General features: G+C 58.9%; 17 protein-coding genes and 1 tRNA gene. 11 read left to right on the top strand and 7 right to left on the bottom strand.

Going from position 1 to position 19,768, the window contains the following annotated elements:
* Window positions 1-48 precede the first annotated feature (48 nt).
* Together K1X75_00525 and K1X75_00530 are read left to right on the top strand one after the other, a co-directional pair.
* Window positions 49-792 (top strand): NAD-dependent deacylase, encoded by a 744-nt coding sequence (locus K1X75_00525; GenBank protein MBX7056516.1) that lies wholly within the window; start codon window positions 49-51, stop codon window positions 790-792.
* Window positions 793-856: 64 nt separating this feature from the next.
* A tRNA-Val gene (locus tag K1X75_00530) sits at window positions 857-930 on the top strand.
* A 19-nt stretch (window positions 931-949) separates the two neighbouring features.
* On the opposite strand, the gene K1X75_00535 is transcribed toward K1X75_00530, so the two are convergent.
* The 4 genes from K1X75_00535 to K1X75_00550 all read right to left on the bottom strand — a co-directional run bounded on the left by K1X75_00535 (window position 950) and on the right by K1X75_00550 (window position 6,488).
* Window positions 950-1,873: a fatty acid desaturase gene (locus K1X75_00535; GenBank protein ID MBX7056517.1), complete on the bottom strand. Its 924-nt coding sequence runs from the start codon at window positions 1,871-1,873 to the stop codon at window positions 950-952.
* A gap of 195 nt (window positions 1,874-2,068) precedes the next feature.
* Entirely contained in the window at window positions 2,069-2,902 is an 834-nt protein-coding gene (locus K1X75_00540) for a universal stress protein (GenBank protein ID MBX7056518.1), read from the bottom strand.
* A gap of 202 nt (window positions 2,903-3,104) precedes the next feature.
* Window positions 3,105-5,726 carry a cation-translocating P-type ATPase gene (locus K1X75_00545; protein ID MBX7056519.1) on the bottom strand — a complete coding sequence of 874 codons (2,622 nt, stop codon included), beginning with the start codon at window positions 5,724-5,726 and terminating at the stop codon, window positions 3,105-3,107.
* Window positions 5,727-5,729: 3 nt separating this feature from the next.
* Window positions 5,730-6,488, bottom strand: a complete 759-nt coding sequence (locus K1X75_00550) for a hypothetical protein (protein ID MBX7056520.1) — start codon at window positions 6,486-6,488, stop codon at window positions 5,730-5,732.
* 181 nt (window positions 6,489-6,669) lie between these two features.
* Here K1X75_00550 and icd point away from each other — a divergent pair, with 181 nt between their 5' ends.
* Entirely contained in the window at window positions 6,670-7,950 is a 1,281-nt protein-coding gene (gene icd / locus K1X75_00555; protein ID MBX7056521.1) for an NADP-dependent isocitrate dehydrogenase, read from the top strand.
* 94 nt (window positions 7,951-8,044) lie between these two features.
* On the opposite strand, the gene K1X75_00560 is transcribed toward icd, so the two are convergent.
* Both K1X75_00560 and K1X75_00565 read right to left on the bottom strand, forming a co-directional pair.
* Window positions 8,045-9,202 carry a hypothetical protein gene (locus tag K1X75_00560; GenBank protein ID MBX7056522.1) on the bottom strand — a complete coding sequence of 386 codons (1,158 nt, stop codon included), beginning with the start codon at window positions 9,200-9,202 and terminating at the stop codon, window positions 8,045-8,047.
* A gap of 182 nt (window positions 9,203-9,384) precedes the next feature.
* The gene (locus K1X75_00565; GenBank protein ID MBX7056523.1) at window positions 9,385-9,495 is read right to left on the bottom strand and encodes a macro domain-containing protein; all 111 of its coding nucleotides are present in this window, start codon (window positions 9,493-9,495) and stop codon (window positions 9,385-9,387) included.
* Window positions 9,496-9,719: 224 nt separating this feature from the next.
* Here K1X75_00565 and K1X75_00570 point away from each other — a divergent pair, with 224 nt between their 5' ends.
* From K1X75_00570 to K1X75_00585, 4 genes are all read left to right on the top strand, one after another.
* Window positions 9,720-10,940, top strand: coding sequence for an aspartate kinase (locus K1X75_00570; GenBank protein MBX7056524.1), 1,221 nt, complete (start codon window positions 9,720-9,722; stop codon window positions 10,938-10,940).
* Window positions 10,941-11,759, top strand: coding sequence for a glutamate racemase (gene murI / locus K1X75_00575; GenBank protein MBX7056525.1), 819 nt, complete (start codon window positions 10,941-10,943; stop codon window positions 11,757-11,759).
* Window positions 11,760-11,799: 40 nt separating this feature from the next.
* The gene (locus K1X75_00580) at window positions 11,800-12,804 is read left to right on the top strand and encodes a 2-hydroxyacid dehydrogenase (protein MBX7056526.1); all 1,005 of its coding nucleotides are present in this window, start codon (window positions 11,800-11,802) and stop codon (window positions 12,802-12,804) included.
* Between the two features lie 139 nt (window positions 12,805-12,943).
* A complete protein-coding gene (locus tag K1X75_00585) occupies window positions 12,944-13,978 on the top strand; it encodes a hypothetical protein (protein ID MBX7056527.1) in 1,035 nt (344 codons plus the stop codon).
* 61 nt (window positions 13,979-14,039) lie between these two features.
* Here K1X75_00585 and K1X75_00590 read toward each other — a convergent pair whose 3' ends face one another.
* The gene (locus tag K1X75_00590) at window positions 14,040-14,741 is read right to left on the bottom strand and encodes a FecR family protein (GenBank protein ID MBX7056528.1); all 702 of its coding nucleotides are present in this window, start codon (window positions 14,739-14,741) and stop codon (window positions 14,040-14,042) included.
* Window positions 14,742-14,935: 194 nt separating this feature from the next.
* Here K1X75_00590 and K1X75_00595 point away from each other — a divergent pair, with 194 nt between their 5' ends.
* From K1X75_00595 to K1X75_00610, 4 genes are all read left to right on the top strand, one after another.
* A complete protein-coding gene (locus K1X75_00595; protein MBX7056529.1) occupies window positions 14,936-16,783 on the top strand; it encodes a PDZ domain-containing protein in 1,848 nt (615 codons plus the stop codon).
* Between the two features lie 121 nt (window positions 16,784-16,904).
* Window positions 16,905-17,522 (top strand): transcriptional repressor LexA, encoded by a 618-nt coding sequence (gene lexA, locus K1X75_00600; GenBank protein MBX7056530.1) that lies wholly within the window; start codon window positions 16,905-16,907, stop codon window positions 17,520-17,522.
* A gap of 150 nt (window positions 17,523-17,672) precedes the next feature.
* Window positions 17,673-19,217, top strand: a complete 1,545-nt coding sequence (locus K1X75_00605; protein MBX7056531.1) for a hypothetical protein — start codon at window positions 17,673-17,675, stop codon at window positions 19,215-19,217.
* Window positions 19,214-19,756, top strand: coding sequence for a TIGR00730 family Rossman fold protein (locus tag K1X75_00610; GenBank protein ID MBX7056532.1), 543 nt, complete (start codon window positions 19,214-19,216; stop codon window positions 19,754-19,756). Before K1X75_00605 ends, K1X75_00610 begins: the two co-directional genes overlap by 4 nt.
* Window positions 19,757-19,768 lie beyond the last annotated feature (12 nt).

Below are 19,768 nucleotides of genomic sequence, written 5' to 3' on the forward strand. Positions count from 1 at the left end.
GTCCGCTGGTTGCGTCCGCTGTCACTTGCGCTTGAAGATCGGGGCCTGATGAATTCCATCCATGCGTTAGCGGAAGCCTTGCAGCGGACTGACTCGCTGGCGGTAATTACCGGCGCCGGCGTCTCCAGCGAAAGCGGCATACCAACCTTTCGGGGCGCCGGCGGGCTGTGGCGGCAATACCGCGCAGAAGATCTGGCGACCCCACAGGCATTTGCGCGCGATCCTCAGCTGATCTGGGAGTGGTATGAATGGCGTCGCGCTCTGTGTATGGGCGCCAGACCAAATGCGGCGCACCGTGTTCTGGCGGCGATGGAGCAGGGAGCTATCGATTTCCTGTTGATTACGCAGAATGTCGACGGTCTTCACTTGCGCGCCGGCAGTCGCAAGGCGGAAGAGATCCATGGCAGTCTGCTGCGCCAGCGCTGCACAGTCTGCGGTCAGCGGACAGAACTGCCGCTGGCGCCGCTTTCAAGTCTTCCGCCCTGCTGTCCCGCATGTGGCGGGGTCGGCCGTCCGGATGTGCTCTGGTTCGGGGAAAGCTACGACGACGGGCAGATGCAACGCGTTCACTCATTTTTGGCTGGCGCGAGCCTGGTTCTGGTCGCCGGAACCAGCGGCGTCGTGCCCATTCCCCTACAGCTTGCCATGTTTGCAAAACAACACGGCGCACTCCTTGCCGAAATCAATATCGAGAAAACGGCGCTGAGTCTGGCCGCGGATTTTTGCCTGAAGATGCCAGCGGCCGAGGCATTCAGTCAGCTTGCTGAAGCCAGCGGTCTTCAGCTGCGCTAGCTGGTCGCTGAAAAGGGAATTGACCATGGTTCTCTGGCAAAAGAGATGACCGAGATTCTGCAACGGGGGCTTAGCTCAGCTGGTTAGAGCGCTTGCTTGACATGCAAGAGGTCACTGGTTCGATTCCAGTAGCTCCCACACTTCCGAGCCCTGAAACTCAACGTCCGTTTGCCGGCTCGGCAACGCCCAATGGCGGCGGTCGGTCGATTGGCGCGGCGGACTGCCGGCGCGCCTGGGCTGAAACCTTCCTGTAGAGGTCAAGAAAACCGTTGCTGATCTCCGCATCCTTGGGATTGCCCAGCAGCGCCGCCGCCTGCCTCAGCCGATAACAGGGAATCCGCGGGTACTGGTGATGGATCGCATGGTAGCGATCGTTGTGTGGACTGATGAATAAATACTCCAGTAACCCGAGCGTGATGCGTGATTGTCCGCGGCGCACGCCGAAGTGCTCGCCCACCTCTCCATAAAAGATCAGCGCCGGATAGGTCCACAAAGCGGGAATAATCCAGTAGTAAACGAGAAGGTCCAGGGCGCCCATCGACCAGCAGACAATTCCCACAATAAGCCAGTAGCCCAGTGTTCGCCAGCGATAGGCGCTGTCCTGTAAGAGGCCGCGAATGACTTCTTGAATCAGGTAGAGCGTATCAAAGAAAAGCCACGGTCGGATAAACCAAACCCAAACGGGATTCCACGAGCGTTCGTGCAAACCCCAGCGGCGATAATCCTGCCACGCCGGATCAATGGGTGAAAGCAGGCCGCGGTGATGATTGTTGTGCACCTCACGATAACTGTTCCAATTTTCAAAAACTGGCGCAAACCACAGGAATTCCAGCCAGCGATTCCATTCCCGTTTGCGAAAGAGGTTGTAATGCACAGAGTCGTGTCCAAGAACTTCGGCCAGCGCCACCATGCGTCCGCCAATGATCCAGCAGGCGAGAATGTAGGCCAGCCAGTGGTCGAGCCAGAAGCTCAAGGCGGCAGCGGCGGCCCAGATTGCGTATTGCAGCGCAAGGTAAAGCAGCGAAAGGGCCCCCTGGGGCCGCATCAACGCTCGCATCGATTCACTTCCCGGCTTTGCCATAGTCATGCGCCGCGCCGGCCGACGCACAAATGCGAAGCCGTCTTTATGTGAGACGGAAAAAGCCGCGCTACTTTTTCAGGATGACCCAGGGAAGATGCAAGGGGCAAGCGCTTCCTGAAAAAAAGGCGCTCTGGATGGGCGACATAAGCTCGCTCGCCTCCGGGCTACGCGCGGTCGCCGGTCATTCCTTCGCTATCAATGGTAAACAAAGATGGGCGATGGGCATTTTTCCAGCATCTTCTGGGTAACCGAACCAAAGAAAAATTCGCGCAGGCCGGACACGCCAAAGGCGCCCATCACCACGGCTTCGGGCCTGGCGGCATTTGCCAGATCCAGAAGCACGTCCATCGGCGGCTCCCTGGAAGCAGTGGGCGATTCCGTTACGGCTACTCCATGAGAACGCAGGTATTCTGCCGCCGCTGTGCATTGGGCGCTGGCGCGGCTCTGATCATCGTGGATGGATACGACCGTCGCCTGCCTGCCGTTAGCCAAGCCTAACAGGGCAAAGAGCTGAATGGTGCGCGCAGCCTGAGGGCTGCCGTCCGTTGCAATCATGACTCCGTTCCCGGGGTGCTGCACGGAAGGAACAATCAGCGTCGGGCGAGCCAGTTTTCGCAGCGCCGCGGGCAATGTGTCGCAGGCTTCATCCTGAGTAATGTGCTTCAAGTGCGGATGCTGCGCCGATACAAATAGGTCGCAACGAAATGCCTCTTCCTCTATGACTTCCGCCGGCTTGCCGTGCAGCTTGTGAGCTGTGCAGCGTACGCCAGCCTGCTGACATTGATCGCTGAAGTTCTTGATCAGCTGCTGCGCTCTTTCCTCGCCGCGCTGCAGGAGGGTATGCACTTTTTGCTGATGGAATTCGGCTGCGCCCGGCGGCACAAGTTCGGGCTCAGTAATGCCCGGTTCATCGACAATGCCAAGGGCAAGGATTTCCGCCTTAAATTCCGCGGCCAGCGCAAGAGCGCGCTGCTGAGCGTGGTGCGCCTCCGTGGAAGGATCCAGAGCGACAAGAATCCGCTTGAGCATACCGGAGCTTCGACCCCTGTATGTCGCGCGTCAATCAAATAAGAGCGCGTCCCAAAACTCCATCCGTGGAGTTTTGGGACAAACGGAACGGTTTTCAAAATTCGCTGCATTGCCTTCGGCAATGGCGAATTCCCTGGAGAATTCGCACGAATTTTTCAACCGTTCCTCACATTCGCTTTACGAATGGCGCGACTTCCTTTCGCTAAGAGCCGGTTTTGGGACCGGCTCTTAGGTCGCGACGTTGTTGTCCCGATGCCACAGGCGGCGTCCGGCGGCGCCGCCGCTTCAGCGCCTTTTCTGCCTCGACGCCCCAGAAAACGACGCTGGATAGTGCAAGGCAAAGCGCTAGTTCGGTTGGACTTAAACTTTGTGTATTGAACACAAAATGTAAAGGTGTAAAGTAGATCAGCGCCAGTTGCAGGGCGAGCGTCAGGCTGATCGCGCCAAGCAAGAAACGATTGGTGGAGAGCCCCATTTGAAACAGCGACAGCGTATCGCTGCGAATGGCCAGGGCATGTCCCATCTGTGAGAGACAGAGCACGGTGAAAACCATGGTTCGCCAGTGTCCAACGTGGAAGTAAATGGACAACGCCTGCAACACAAGGCAGACGCCGCCCATCAGCAATCCGACCCACAGGATATGCCAGGCCATTCCGTCAGCAAAAATGCTCTCCGTCGGTTTTCGCGGCGGGCGACGCATCACATCGGGCTCGGCCGGCTCGCTGGAAAAGGCAAGGCCTGGCAGTCCGTCCGTTACCAGATTGATCCAGAGAATATGAATCGGTAGGAGCGGAATAGGCAAGCCCAGAACTGGCGCCAGAAAAATGGTCCAGATTTCGCCGCTGTTGCTGGTCATCGTATACTTGATGAACTTTCGAATGTTGTCGAAGATTCGGCGACCCTCGCGCACGGCGCTGGAAATCGTGGCGAAGTTGTCGTCGAGCAACACCATATGCGCAGCTTCTCGGGAAACGTCAGTTCCAGTTCGCCCCATGGCGACGCCGATATTTGCGCGACGCAAGGCAGGCGCATCGTTGACGCCATCTCCCGTCATGGCTACATAGTGACCCTTCTTTTGCAGGGCCCGCACAATGCGTAGCTTCTGTTCCGGCGCCACTCGCGCATAAACGCGAATACGCTCCACAAGCTGTTCGAAACTGGTTTCATCCAAAGCCGCCAGTTGCGGGCCATGGATCAGCTCTGTCTCCGGATCGCGCATGATCCCGAGTTTGACAGCAATTGCGGAAGCGGTCAGGGGATGGTCGCCAGTTATCATGACCGGCGTGATGCCAGCAGTGAAACAATCGGCAATTGCCTGTCTGGCCTCATCGCGCGGCGGATCGATCATACCCGCGAGGCCCACCGGCCTGAGCTCGCTCTCCAGTCGCAGGCGCTGCTCATCGTCCGGCGCTTGGTCCAGCAGACGCAGGCCGAAGGCCAGCACGCGCATTCCGCGATTTGCCATATCTTCCGCCAGAGGCAGCAGCGCAGCGCCCGCGTCATCTGCACATGCTGCGAGCAAGGATTCCACGCCGCCCTTGGTTACGCAGAGGAAGCGCTCGCCGTAGCGATGAACGGTGGTCATCCGCTTGCGTTCAGAATCAAAGGGCAGCTCGTCGATGCGCAAATGTCGCTGCAATTCTGCGGCGCTTTCCAATCGTTGATCTCTGGCGTAGCGCAACAGGGCGAGTTCTGTAGGATCGCCTATCTCTTCGTCGCCGCTCTGGCGAACATCTTGATTCAGAAGCATCGCCAGGGTCAGCCAGCTGGAACATGGCAATCCCTGCCAATCGCCCTGCGCAGCATACGTTTCCACAACCGTCATTCGATTCTGCGTCAGAGTACCGGTCTTGTCGGAACAGATGTAGGTGACAGAACCAAGCGTTTCCACTGCCGGCAGTTTACGGATCAAAGCTTGTCTGGATGCAAGGCGGCGGGCGCCCAGCGCCAGCGCTATGGAAACAACTGCCGGCAGCGCCTCGGGAATGGCAGCGACCGCCAGGGAAATAGAAACCAGCAGCATCTGCAGCGGCGCCTCTCCGCGCATCAAACCGACTACAAAAAGCAGCGCGCAAATTCCCAGGACAGCAAGCGAGAGCCGTTTGCCAAAATCAGCGAGGCGCTGCTGCAGCGGCGTTGGGCCGCTCTTTTCTTGCAACAGCAACGCAATTCGGCCCAGCTCCGTGTTCATGCCAGTGGCAACCGTCAGGCCCAGCCCGCGACCATAAGCTACCGTCGAACCCTTGAAGACCATGTTCAGACGATCGCCTGGCGAAAGGGCCGCGCCGCTGATGACGGCGATGCTCTTTTCCACCGGTTGCGACTCGCCAGTCAGAGCGGCCTCCTCCATCAAGAGCGAGTGCGATTCAATCAGCCGCAAATCAGCAGGTATCATGTCGCCTGCTTCAACGGCGACGACGTCGCCCGCTACCACCTGGTCCGCTGGAACAATTTGCAGCTGCCGATCGCGCCATACGCGCGCCGCCGGCGCCGCCAGCCTTTTCAGCGCCTCCAGTGCAGATTCCGCACGAAATTCCTGTGCAAAGCCCAACGCTGCATTCAACAAGACGATGACCAGAATAACAATCGTGTCCTTGTGATCGCCGATCAGACTGGAAATTACGGCGGCCGCCAGCAGTATCAGAATCATTACATCCTTGAACTGATCGGCAAGAATGGCAAGGCGTGTTCGCCTGCCCTTGCCGCGCAGCCGATTGGGACCGTCACGCAAAAGCCTGGTCGCCGCCTCGCTGTTGCTCAGGCCATCGCGATTGCTCTGCAGCTCCTGCAGAGCTTGCTCGGTGCTACACTGGTGCCAGTTCATAGTTCAGTTCATCAGACTCCGACTGGGTCGCGCCGCGCCCGGATTGGCGGCTTGATTGCCCGCTGCTCGTTCGAGCAAAATGCCGGCGCGCAGCTCGTTGGAGGATACAGCGACGATCCCTCGGCCATTTTCCGTCCGCTCAATGAAAAAAGATTCGTGGTTCTCAATTAAAAGTGACGGCAGCCACTTGTTGACTGGAGGCGAGGCGCCGTTGATCGGACCGGTCGTCACGCGGGAAGCGAAGGCAAGGTAGGAACGATTGTATCGCGAGTTTTCCAGGCGCAATTGCAAACTCAGGCGATGATCCGACGCGGTCCAGAACCGCAGGCGATAGCCTGTTTCTCCATCAGAGCATTCCAGCCGGCCAAAAATAGTAATCCCGTCAGCCAGGTCAATGCCGTCGACCTTTTGACGAAAGCAAAGCGCCATGGGCCTCGCGGCAATTGCCGCAATTCCGGAATGATATCCAGGCAGCCGACCCTCTCTTGCCGCGGCGACAAAGCCCCCGCCTGGCAAGCTGCTCCAGAGTTCCGGCGAGGACCCTGCCAGATGGCGAATCGCAAAACGAGCATTGGCCAGTGAAGCGCCGTTCCATTCCAGTGTTGTGTCGCCGCTCCGGACCGACCCGGGAATAAAATTCCAGCGCCCCTGCACCAACTCAATCTCCGGCGTAAGCCTGCGGACCTCGGCGACAGCGAACCAGATGACTGCCGCCAGCGCTGCGCACAGTCGCGTCAATCCCATAAAACGCTGCCACTGCATAGGACAAACCCCAAGGACGCTTTTCCAGGCCCAAATCGATGGAGCGCCCGGTTCAGAAGCGGCGCCGGTAATGCACGGCAGCCCCATTTGCGCGGCAGGCAACCAACTTTCTGTGCACAGCGAGGTCCGGACTGCTGCGACTCTTGGTTGACTGGTTCATTGCCAGCAGGCAGTGCGACCTATGGCATTCGAACACATTAAGGCGCCGTCCAGCGGCGAAAAAATCTCGATTCAGAACGGAAAGCTTCAGGTTCCAGACCAGCCGGTGATTCCATTCATCGAAGGCGACGGCACGGGACCTGATATCTGGCGCGCCTCTGTGCGAGTGCTGGATGCAGCTGTCGAGAAGGCATATGGCGGAAAACGAAAGATCCACTGGTTTGAGGTATATGCCGGCGAGAAATCCTTTAACAAGTTCAAAGATACCTATCCCTCCGATCTCGGCAAGGCCTGGCTGCCCGACGATACCATCAAAGCCTTCCAGGATTACCTGGTGGGTATCAAGGGTCCTTTGACCACGCCGGTTGGCGGCGGAATTCGCAGTCTCAACGTCGCATTGCGACAGATACTGGACCTCTATGTTTGCCTCCGCCCGGTTCGCTGGTTTCAAGGGGTGCCCAGTCCAGTGAAGCAGCCGGAGTTGATTGATATGGTGATCTTTCGCGAGAACACCGAGGACATTTATGCCGGCATTGAATTCCAGGAAGGTACGGCGGACGCCAGGAAGTTCATCGAATGGTTTGCACAGACTTTCCCCGCCATGCACAAGAAGATTCGTTTTCCGGGAAGCGCTGGCATTGGCATCAAGCCAGTCAGTCGCGAAGGAACGGAGCGCCTGGTTCAGGCGGCCATCGACTACGCCATCGCCAATGATCGCAAATCAGTAACCCTGGTGCACAAAGGCAATATCATGAAGTTCACCGAAGGCGGCTTCCGTGATTGGGGCTACGGGCTGGCTAAAAGCGCTTACAAAGGCGAACTGGTCGACGGCGGGCCGTGGACAAAAATCAAGACCGGCGGAAAGGAGATCATGGTCAAGGATGTGATCGCAGACGCTTTCCTGCAGCAGATTCTAACGCGTCCGGCCGAATACGATGTGATCGCAACGCTCAACCTGAACGGCGACTATATCTCCGACGCCCTGGCGGCGCAGGTCGGCGGAATCGGGATAGCGCCAGGCGGGAACATCAACTACAAAACGGGGCATGCGATCTTCGAAGCCACACACGGAACGGCGCCGAAGTATGCCGACCAGGACAAGGTGAATCCGGGTTCAGTCATTCTATCCGGAGAAATGATGCTTCGCTATATGGGCTGGGTTGAGGCCGCGGATCGATTGATTGGAGCAATGGATAAAGCGATCACGCAAAAGACAGTAACCTACGACTTTGCTCGTTTGATGCCAGGCGCAAAAGAAGTGAAGTGCTCCGAATTTGGCGACGCGCTGATCAAGAACATGTAACGTTGCTGCGACAACGGCCGAAAGCAAGGCAGGACCGAAAGGTCCTGCCTTTTTTGTAAGCAGACGGTCCGGGCTGGCCCCGTTGCCACGGCGATCAAACGCTGAAGCTGTAGCCCACGTTCAGGTAGTAAAGAACGCGCGGTAACTTCTGGCGCGGCGTGTAGTTGTAGACGCTGCCTATCTGCGGCGTCAGGAAGCTCTTGTACAGATTGTTCAGATCGCTATTCACCGCGCCGTTGGTTTTCGAAGGATCGGCAACCAGACCATCATACTTCGTCGAGCCGCCTACCATCCAGGCAGGGACATCGCGGCCTGCAGTATCCGTGTCAAAGAAAGCCAGGGTCGGACGGTAAACTACGTAAAGTCCCACATTGAATCCGCTCAGCGCAAATCCAATGCCGCCGGTCAAATCCTGCCAGTTGTTGACGCCGGGCGCGACGCCATAGCCGGCGCTCAGGCTGAAAAAGAACGGCTCCGGGGCAAACTCGATCGTTACGGGAACGTAAAGCGTATTGGCCTGGATATCGCCATAGATGCCGGTGCTAAGGAAGGACAGCGCATCGGGAAAGCTGTAAGTAAGGAACAGCTCGCTGGAAGGCGTCGGCGTTGTGTTGACCGGGTTAGGTTTGAGGTAGGCCACCAAACCAAAGCCCAACGTTCCGGCATTGGTTTCGCGCTGGTAACCCAGCGTAAGGTCAATCTCGTCGAGGCGGCGCAAGCCGTTTTGCTCTTTGTGGAAGCCAGGCGCTCGGCCGCCATTGGCAGTCTGCTCAAGCAGCGTTGCTCCGGTGGCATTCAATCCGGCAGTCGTCAGCAAGGAGTCGTAGGTCGCCTGGAGCTCCGGCAAACCATAAGCGCCGCCGGCCTCGCGGCTCAGGGTTACGAGATTGGCGCCCTGCAAATTGCCGTTGGCATCGTTGCCGCTAAGGCCAGGACCGATCTGCAAGAGCTGGTCGGTGTCTGTATCCTGGCGACCCTGCATGGCAATGCTCATCCACGCATTGGCGTATAGACCCTCGACCGGAGTATTCACCGTGATCGATGGCTGAAAGGCAAGAGCCCCGCTGGCGCTGCCGTAGGCGCGGCCCTGCTGCGAGGCATAGTTCTGGTACAGGTCGTAGCCCCGCCAGACGTAGTTGGATACAAACTGAAGGCTTACATCCACGCTGGCTGGCGGGAGCTCGTCTTCGGCGAACAAAGCCGCCGGAAAGGCGATGGCCACGGCCGTCGCAAGCTTGGCTATTCTGCTCATTCTACCCCCTCTGATCCGCCTGTAGTGCAAATCTGCGGCGAACCAAACAAATGGCCGGACAAACTGTACCGGCACTGTCTTATTATTCGGCAGAAAGCTTACGTTCGTAGCATTTCTTTGCCTCCTGACTGTAGACGGAAAAAATGAGCCGATCCAACTCCGGTCCGGGGACAGATAGCTCCTTACGGACGGCTGCGATCGCAATGGAGGTTGCAGCTTCCAGGGGGGAAGCCGTAGGCGCCGGTGGAAATTGCCGGAAAGGCAATGGTGCGCGCCCCCAGACTGCGCCCCAATTGTAAGCTAGACCGATAGCAGTCTGCTGTTGGCCGCATTGACGATGGCATCTACTGGCGCCGTGCAAATGTCGCCAAAGCGAATTTCGATCAGCGTTTGACTCATGCCACGCAGACCGACATAAGCGGCAGGGCGCGCAGCCTCTTTCCGCTCTGGCGCCCGGGCCTGGCTTTTCTATTTTGTTTGCCGGTCGCGCCCGCCTGCCAACCCTGACCGCCATCTCATGGCGCTGATTGTGCAAAAGTACGGCGGAACCTCGGTGATGGACGCCGAGCGCATCAAGAATGTGGCCAGTCGTATCAAACGATACCACGATGACGGCGACGATGTTGTCGTAGTTGTATCGGCGATGGGTCATACGACCGACCGCCTGATTGAGCTGGCGGCGTCGGTCACTGCGTCGCCCAGTCGCCGCGAGATGGATATGCTCCTGTCCACAGGGGAGCAGGTGTCCATTGCGCTGGTGGCCATGGCCCTGGAAGCCATTGGCGTTCCGGCCATCTCCTTTACGGGCGGTCAGGTGCGCATCCGAACGGACGCCCAGCACAGCACCGCGCGCATCACGGACATCGATACCACTCGACTGCAGCAAGAACTGCTGCTGCGCAAGGTATGCATTGTTGCCGGCTTTCAAGGGGTCGACGATCAGCATACGATCTATACGCTGGGTCGCGGGGGCAGCGATACCAGCGCCGTGGCTCTGGCCGTCGCTTTGAAGGCCAGAGAATGCGAAATCTATACGGATGTCGATGGCGTCTATACCACCGATCCGAACAAGGTAGCATCAGCGCGCAAAATCGAGCGCCTTGCGTATGAAGAAATGCTGGAACTGGCGCGACTGGGCGCCGGCGTCCTGCACAGTCGTAGCGTGGAACTTGCTTCTAAATTTGGCGTGGTGATCCACGTGCGTTCCAGCTTCAACAATTCCAGCGGCACGCTGGTCGTCCCGGAGGATCAAGTCATGGAACAGGTTGTAGTCCGCGGGGTTACGCTGAAGAGCGACGAGGCCCGTATCTCAGTGGAGGATATTCCCGATCGGCCGGGTCTGGCCGCCGATCTTTTTGCTCGCCTGGCGGATAGCAGCGTCAATGTCGATATGATTGTACAGAGTGCAGGCTACGACAATCTGAACTCGATCTCTTTCACCGCCGGTCAGTCACAGCTCAATCTGGCGCGCGAGACAGTTCATGCCTTCTGCGCTGAGAACGGCGGCTCCGTGTCCGTGGAAGAAAAGATTGCCATTGTCAGCGCCGTCGGCGTTGGAATGCAATCGCACAGCGGCGTGGCAGCGACCATGTTCCAGGCGTTGGCGCGCATCGGCGCAAATATCGAAATGATTTCGACGTCAGAAATCAAGCTGTCGGTGGTTGTGAAACCGGAGCAGGGTCGCGCCGCTTTGCAGGCTGTGCACGACGCCTTTCAACTGGGCGCCCGGGCGGGCTGAGTGGCGGATCCGCGGCCAATCGGCGTTTTTGACTCTGGCCTTGGCGGTCTGACAGTCCTGACCGAGCTGGTGCGCGCGCTTCCGGCGGAATCCTACATTTATCTGGGCGACACGGCGCGTCTGCCCTATGGCGCCAAGTCCTCGCGAACGATTCAGCGTTACAGCCAGGAAGTTGCGGCGCGTTTGCTGGAACAGAATATCAAACTGTTGGTGATTGCCTGCAATACCGCGTCCGCTCACGCCGAGTCCTTACTGCGCAGCGAACTTGCCATTCCTGTTCTGGGCGTGATCCAGCCCGGGGTGGACGCTTTGCTGGCGGCCAGCCTGCACAATCGTGTTGGAGTGATCGGAACGCGCTCTACCATCAAGTCCGGCGTCTATGAACAGCGCATTCGCGCCCGCAAACCAGAGGCGCAGATTTTCAGCAAGGCCTGTCCGCTTTTTGTGCCGCTGGTAGAGGAGGGCTGGATCGAAAAGCGCATCACACAGCTGGTCATCGAAGAGTATCTGTCTGAAATGGTGCGCGAAGAGGTGGACGCCGTAGCCCTTGGCTGCACCCACTATCCGCTGCTGAAAAAGGCAATCCACAACGTGTATCCAGCGCTGCGTCTGGTGGACTCCAGCGAAGAAATCGCGCGCCAGGCTGCATCCTTGCTGGCAAGTACTCCCGGCCTGGCAGCCGGCACAAACTCCAGACCTCAGGTGCGCATCGAGTTGACTGATTTGACCGAGCAGATGAATGATCTGGAACGACTACTTTCCGGCTTACCTGTAAGCTCAGTAGAAGAAATCCAGTTGTCCGCCGCAGCGCCGCATTGACCGATTGGATTCAACCCGCCGATCACGGCAGGAGGCAAGCATGCGTTTGGCACTCTTTGGCGCGCGTCACTACGATCGTGAATCCTTTGAAATCGCAAATCAAGGCTTTGCACATTCCATCAGTTATCTGGAACCAAGGCTCGACGCAGATACTGCGCCGCTGGCTGCGGGCTATGACGCAGTCTGTTCTTTTGTCAACGATCGCCTTGATCAGCGTGCGCTGGAAAAACTCAAAGAGATTGGCGTTCGCATTATAGCCTTGCGCTGTGCCGGATTCAACCATGTAGATCTGGCTGCCGCTGCCCGTCTCGGCCTGCCAGTGGTTCGCGTCCCTGCCTATTCGCCGCATGCTGTGGCCGAGCACGCGGCGGCTCTCTTGCTTTCGCTGAATCGCCGCATCCACCGCTCGCATGCTCGAGTGCGCGAAGGCAACTTCTCGCTCGATGGATTGGTAGGATTCGACCTCTATGGTAAGACCATTGCCGTACTGGGAACTGGCAATATCGGGGCTACGGCGGCCCGTATTTTCCGGGGATTTGGCTGCCAGATTCTGGCTTACGATGCCTATCCAGACCAGGCGCTGAGCGCCGCCGGCATCCTCAGCTACGTTTCCCTGGATGAGGCGCTGCGCGCCGCGGACGTGATTTCGCTTCACCTGCCGCTTAGCCCGGAGACCCGTCACATTCTTGATGCGGATGCGTTTGCCAGGATGAAGCCGGGTGCGCTGGTGATCAACACCGGTCGCGGAGCGCTGATTGACAGTCGGGCCCTGGTAGTCGCCTTAAAGGGCGGTCGCGTCGGAGGCGCGGGCCTGGATGTATATGAAGAGGAGGAGGGACTCTTCTTCCGCGACATGTCCAATCAGGTAATTCAAGACGATGTTCTGGCGCGCTTGCTGACTTTTCCCAATGTGATCATTACCGCTCATCAGGCTTTTTTGACACGCGAGGCTCTGGGTGCAATTGCCGCCACCAGCCTGCAAAGCCTGGCGGATTTTGAAGCAGGTCGTCCCCTTCAGCATCAAGCGCCGGCGCCCGCCGGCTAAATTTCCCAATACCATTGAATCGCTCGCAATGGCGCATGATCCGTTCGAATGCTGGACAGCGCCGCGCCTTCCTCAATCTTGCAGTATGTGCTCCTGCTCCAGGCATGCGCAGCGAGCTTTCAGAATCTCGCCGCTGGTAATGGCCGCTTTGTTGTTTGCATCGCCGCTGGCGCTGCATGCACAGACCCCGCAGGTCGCGCGCTGTAGCGGCGACTGCCAGCACGGCGAAGGGCTTCTGGACCTGGGGGCCGGCCGCAGTTATCGAGGCGGCTTCCGCGATGGTCGATTTCATGGTCAGGGAACGCTGCATCTTGGAGCGGGCAACGAGTACCGCGGGCAGTTTGCCAACGGTGAAATGAGCGGCCGCGGATTGCGCATCTGGCCAGGCGGCCGGCGCTACAACGGCGAACTGCGCGCCGGACTGCCGGAGGGTCAGGGTGAAATGCACTGGCCCTCGGGACTGGTCTATCGCGGCCAATGGCGTCAGGGAAGGATGCAGGGGCGCGGCCAGCTGACTTTTCGCGGCGGCGCCGTACTGCGCGCGCAATTTCGCAACGGTCAGGCGGTGGCCGATGCTCTACTGCAATTTGCCGACGGCGTCGTCTATCGCGGCGCACTGCGCAACAACAAGCCGCACGGGCAAGGAGAGATGCGCTTCGCTGATGGCGCAGTCTTGCGCGGCCAGTTCATTGACGGACGTCCGGCAGGGCAGGTGCAAATCCAGTATTCCAGCGGCATCCAATTCACAGGTCAGCTGCACGCTACAAATGGCGCCGGCATGGTGGACCTGAGCGGCGAAGGCGAATTGCGATTCAGCGCAGAGCAGGTCTACCGCGGCGGATTGCTGCACGGAAAAATGCACGGACACGGGCGTTTGGTTCAGCAGGGGAAGTTTGAGTATCAGGGCCAATTTCGCGAAGGACGCTACCACGGACAGGGCGAGCTGAAGACGCAGGATGGCGCACTCTACCGCGGGGAGTTCGTCAGCGGAGCGCCACAGGGCCAGGGGATGTACCGCTTTCCAGGCGGCGCCGTTTATGAAGGTCAATTTGCTGGCGGCCGCTTTCAAGGTCAGGGTACGCTAACGCGCGCCAACGGCGAGGTGGTCAGAGGTGAATTCCAAAATGGTCAGCTGGTCAAGCCCCAAGAAAGCGTTACGCCGTCCGCGCCTTGAGCGTCGAGTTGCAATGCCAGAAGTCTGATGCGCTTTCCAGTACGCGCAAAAGATTGATGAGCTAGGGGGGCGTGGGCGCTTCCAGTCCGGCAGCGGAACGGTCTGGAATGGGCGGCGCCGCCGGCGCTGGCGCGGCATGGATGGGCGGGAAAGTAGCCAGGGATTCCATCAAGGCCTTCGCTTCCGCGCTCAAGGGCGACGGCTGCATTCCATCCAGACTGTCGCCCTGCGCCAGCCGAAGCTCGGAGGGCCCATCGAGCGCAATACTTCGTCCGCCTGGATCGGCAACAAGCAGCTTGCCATCAAACAAAGCGGTCAGGGTCCCCGCGGATGATTCGCGCATCAAGAACCGCGTTCCACGTACTGCGGCAATGGTTGTCGGGGTCCGCAGCGAAAAATCGCTGCCTGCCGATAGGCGAGCGATCTCTGCCGAAACGGCGCCCCGATCCAGCTGCAGCCTGCTGGCATTCTTACTGGCGTCGCTGAGAGTCTGCAGCCGGGCGCCGGGTCCCAGACGCAGGCGGGCCCCGGTATGCAGCACAATCTCACATCCCGAAGCCGGTCCGGTTTCGATGGCGTCATTGGCCTGCAGCTGGGCGCCGGCCTGCGCCGGTGCGGTCTCAGCGCCGCGCGTCAATCGTACCTGTCCGAACACCTGCGAGAGGAGCCCGGCGGGGCCGCTGTTGCGTGCGCAGGACAGGCACGCCGAAGCCAGCACGGCGGCCAGCATCGCCGCGATTGGAATTCTTTGCGAAAAAAGCATCAGCAGGCAATCGTTCCGGCGGCCGCAGTCCCCGGGCAAGCGAAGAAATTCTAGCCCGTGGCAAGCGTCAATTTCTACTGTCCGTGCTGGCAACGCCGATCTCTGCGCTGCCTGTCTGCGTCCAATGATATCGAGCATCGGCGTTACTCAGTGTTGTGGCCGCGCAATCCGATGATCGCTGCAGAGGTGGGTACTTGATCCGCAATTTTCGATACCTGATACTGGCGGCCTTTGCACTGGCCTTTGCGCCGCTCTTTGCCCAGACGGTGGCAGTCGACTTCGACCAGGCGGAGTTTGACCGCCTGGCCGAGCTGGCCAGCCAGAAGTACATCGATCCCGACCGCTTGCAGCCCTCGCTGGCCTATTCCAGCGCAGCCGACACGGCCCTGCGCTCGCTGCCCTATCCGCTTCTGCTGTGGCCCCGGCGCTTCTACGATCGGCGCAGCGAGTTTCGCGACGACGTCGATATCCCGGGCCGGCCGGTGGAAAGCGGCATTGCTGGCGACTTTGTGATCTTTCGACCGGATCATGCCGCCTGGCAAGAGCAACTGAACGCTTACCGGCTCAACAACAAGGCGCGTTTGGAGCGCATGACGCCCGCCGAACGACTTCAGGAGACTGATCGACTGCGACAGCGGCGGAGAGAAGCTCTGCAATTCATTGACCAGAGCTGGAAGGAGTCGGCTTTCGGACGCGACCAGTACCTGGCGATCATGCAATGGCTTTCCAATCGCTGGTCGGACTACGCTACGCCCCCGCCAGGCGTGGGCGCTGCGCAACTAGAATCCTTTCGTGGCTTTGGCATGCACCGCCTCTACTTTGCGGCGATCAACGGTTACCTTTCCTCGCTGGATCCTCATAGCTCTGTCGTCACTCGCGCCGATTGGGAAAAGATCATCTCCGAAGCGGCTAACTCCTCTTTTGAAGGAATTGGCGCCCTGCTTCGCGGAGGCGGCTCAGAGGACGTAGTGATTGAAACGCCCCTGGCAAACTCGCCGGCGCTGGCCGCCGGCGTCCGCGCTGGCGACATCGTGCGCAAGGTCGATGGACGTTCCGTCGCTAACCTGCAGCTGGATGATATTGTTCGAATGATTCGCGGGCCGCGCGATTCCATAGTCGAATTGGAAGTGGAGCGGTTGGGCGAGGCGACGCCAACTGTTCTGCGAATCAAGCGCGGCCTCATTGAGCAGCGCGCAGTAAGTTCGGAGTATCTGTCCGAACGAAAAGTCGGAGTGATTCGCGTTACCTCATTCCTCTACAAAGATCGCAACACCGATGATATGGTGCTGGAGGAGTTTCAGCGGCTGCGCGCCCAGGCGGAGGGCAAACTCAAAGCGCTGGTCATCGATCTGCGCGGGAACTCGGGCGGTCATCTGATTCAGGCGGTGCGTCTGGCGGGGCTTTTTATTCCGCCGCACGCTGCTGTCGTTACGGTACGCACAGGCGACGGTCGCGCGGAAACCCATGGCAGCCCGGTCAATCGACCGCTGCGCGATCCGCGCGTGGACCGCTGGCCCTTGATTGTGTTGATCAATTCGCAGTCTGCCAGCGCCAGCGAAATCTTCGCATCGGCGCTGATGGATCATAATGCGGCGTTGATAGTTGGCGAGCGAAGCTTTGGCAAGGCTACGGTTCAAGATCTGATTCCATCCGGCAGCAACTTGTTGAAAATCACGACGGCGCGTTACTATGCACCGCACGGCTACACCTGTCAGATTTTTGGCGTACGACCGGACATCGAGATTTCGGACGAGGGCGACAATGGATTCCCGACGCGCTTTCGCGAAGAGGATATGTTCACACACCTTCCCGAGCTCAGCGACCGTCCAGCGGACCCGGCGCGCAACGCCTGGATCGGCGAATTGCGTCGAGCCAGCGCCCAGCTGATCCAGACAACGGAGGCCGACATTTCCCGTCGCGGCCATGATGCCAGACGGCCGGACTATATGCTGCTCCGCGCGCTGGCCTTCGCGCCGGCTCTGGAACGAAATCCGCTGCCCGGGGCCGGCGTTTCTACAGTCCAGCGACGACTGGCGCGTTGAGCGGCGCAGGCTGGCGCCAGGAGGTCCAGCCGCGCGGACCCCGGCGCTGCCGCCAGCGACCTGGTCGGCGTTTACTGAATTTTTGTTGACTAAAAATTCAGTAGCCACCTGTCTGTTTACTATGCGCGACCTCACCGAGAAGCAGCAGGCCATTCTGGAATTCATTGAAGTCTACATCCAGGAGCAGGGCTATCCGCCCACGATCCGCGAAATTGGAGAGCGATTTGCGATTACCGCTAAGGGCGCATATGATCACCTCAAAGCGATCGAGAAAAAGGGCTACATCAAGTGCGAAAAGAACCGCAGCCGCGCTATTGAGTTGCTCAAGAAGAGCAATGGCGCCGCCAATATGGCTGGCGGCCGAATTGTGAATATTCCGCTGGTGGGCCGGGTTGCCGCCGGGCGGCCCATTCTGGCGGAAGAAAACATTGAGGAGTACATTGCTTTCCCGCGCTCCATGCTTCCGCGCGAGGAGGGCGTGTTTGCTCTGCGCGTCGCTGGAGACTCCATGAAAGACGCCGGCATAATGGATGGAGACGTAGCCTTGATTCACAAACAGGAGGCGGCTGGCGATGGCGATATCGTCGTCGCCCTGATCGATGATGAGGCCACGCTGAAATACTTCTATCGCGAGAAAAAGCGCATTCGCTTGCAGCCGGCCAACAAGGCCTACAAGCCTCTGTTTGTAACTGATGCGACGATCCTTGGCAAACTGGTTGGCATCTACCGGCATATGTAACGCCCCTGTCAGCTTTCCGCCACGCTTGACCTCTGCTGCTTGTCCGTTCGGACTGGACAGCAATCTATGTTCGGATTACGATTGCGCAGGTCGAACTCGGCCCCGCCAAATTTGCGTCGCGACTCAATGCTTGTATGGGTCGCGGCATCTTTGGTTGCAGTAACCATTGTAGCCTTGCTGCTGACAGCAGGCTACAGTCTTGCCGGCGACCATTTTTACTATGGGCTTGATGATCCCTACATTCACTTAAGTATTGCGCGCAACATTCTTTCCGGCGTCTGGGGACTGAATGCCAACCAGGCGGCAGGCGCATCCTCCTCTCCGCTCTGGACTGTATTGATGGCTGGTGCAAGCGCTCTCAGTCCGAACCTTGCCCTCTATGCGCCGCTGGCGATCAACCTGCTATTGTTGGTTTCTGCTCTGCATTTGTTGCAACAAGCTCTTGTCGTCTTTGCGCCTGCCTACTCCAGCGTGAAACGCTTCTGGTGGCTGTTATTTTTCTGCCTCGCCATGCCCGCCGCTCCGCTCATCGCCGGGGGCATGGAACACATGCTGCAAATCAATGTCGCGATTCTCATGCTGGCGGTGGCAATTCGATTGCTGCAGGGCGATTCGGCCGTGCTGCTGCTGCGCTGCTCGCCATTGATTGCAGTTCTTGGTCTGGTCCGCCCGGAGTTCAGTTTCATGATCAGTGGATTGGCATTGCTGCTACTGCTTCGCAAGCGCTGGACTGGCGCCATTGTAATCTGCGCAATTGCCGTTGTCGGACCATTGCTCTACGCCGCGCTTGCGTCCCTCCAGGGTTTGCCGCTTATTCCTGCGCCCTTACTGTTGAAGACCGAAGCAGAGATTCCCGGCCGTCCTATCTTCAGCTTTATCTTTCGTGTTGTGGCCAGTGTGATTCTGGCGCCGCATATCACCCTGCCAGCCGTACTGCAAGTTGTATTGCTGCGCAGGCCATTGCCGGGCGTGGCAACGGACCCGCGGGTTCGAGATCTTCGCTTCCTCTACCTGTTGCTTTTTGTTCAGCACATTTGCTTTGCTCGCCTGCACTGGTTTTTCCGCTACGAGGCATACCTTGCGCTCTTTGGCGCCTTTCTATGCGCCCTGGACCTTCTTTTCTGGCTGTATGGTAATAATCAGGGACTTCCACGTCGCCGGGTCGCGGCCGCGCTTCTAAGCCTATCATTCCTGGCGCTTGCTGTCCGGGGCGTTTATGCGCTCTATTGTACGCCGCTGGCCATTCGTGATATCGCTCTGCAGCAAGGCGTCTTTACCAGATTTGCCGCCCGCTACTATGCAGGCAGAACTGTCGTTGCTAATGATGTGGGTCTGCTTGCTTACAGCGGCAGGGTTCGTATTTTAGATTCCTATGGACTGGCCAATACCGAAATAGCCGAAAGCAAACGTCGCGGACAGTACAACTCTGCCCAGCTGGAAAGCCAGGCCAGGCGCGAACAGGCAGCCTTTGCCGTCATCTATCCGGAGTGGCTCAAATCTTATGGCGGTACGCCTGCGTCGTGGTCGCCGGTATTCCGTTGGCGCGTACCAGGCCACGTCGTTCTTGGCGTTGATCAAGTCACAGTCTATGCGATTGGCGTGGCGCCGGAAACCTTGCGCGGTCAGTGGCAGGAATTTGCCGCGACTCTGCCCTCCGCTATTGAAATCCTTCCGCTACAGGAAACCAGACCTTGAAACGCATTGCCATCTTTTGTGGTTCGAGCGCCGGGGCGTCGCCGGCCTTTGCGCGCACGGCCCAGGAGCTTGGTCGCCGGCTTGCGGAGCGCAAGATTGGCATGGTGTATGGCGGGGCCAGCGTTGGACTGATGGGCCTCGCAGCACAGGCCGCGCTGGACGGGGGCGGAGAGGTCATCGGCGTCATTCCGCGAAGTCTCCGCGAGCGCGAGTTGGCGCATCCGTCGCTCAGCGAACTTCACGTTGTCGAGGGAATGCACGAGCGCAAGGCCTTGATGAGCTCGCTTTCGCAAGGCGTCATCGCGTTGCCCGGAGGCTTTGGGACGCTCGACGAGCTATTCGAAGCGCTTACCTGGCGGCAGCTTGGCATCCGACACTTGCATTGTACTTTGCTGAATGTCGATGGCTACTATGATTCGCTTCTGGCCTTTCTCGACCGCTGTGTAGAGCAGGGCTTTGTGCGGCCCGAAAATCGGCGCCTGCTTGGGGTCGGCGCCAGCGTCGATGAGGCCATTGACAGAGCGCTGGGGGCAAGTTAGCAGCAGCGCAAG

It is taken from the genome of Leptospirales bacterium (genome assembly GCA_019694655.1).
GTDB lineage: Bacteria > Spirochaetota > Leptospiria > Leptospirales > Leptonemataceae > SSF53.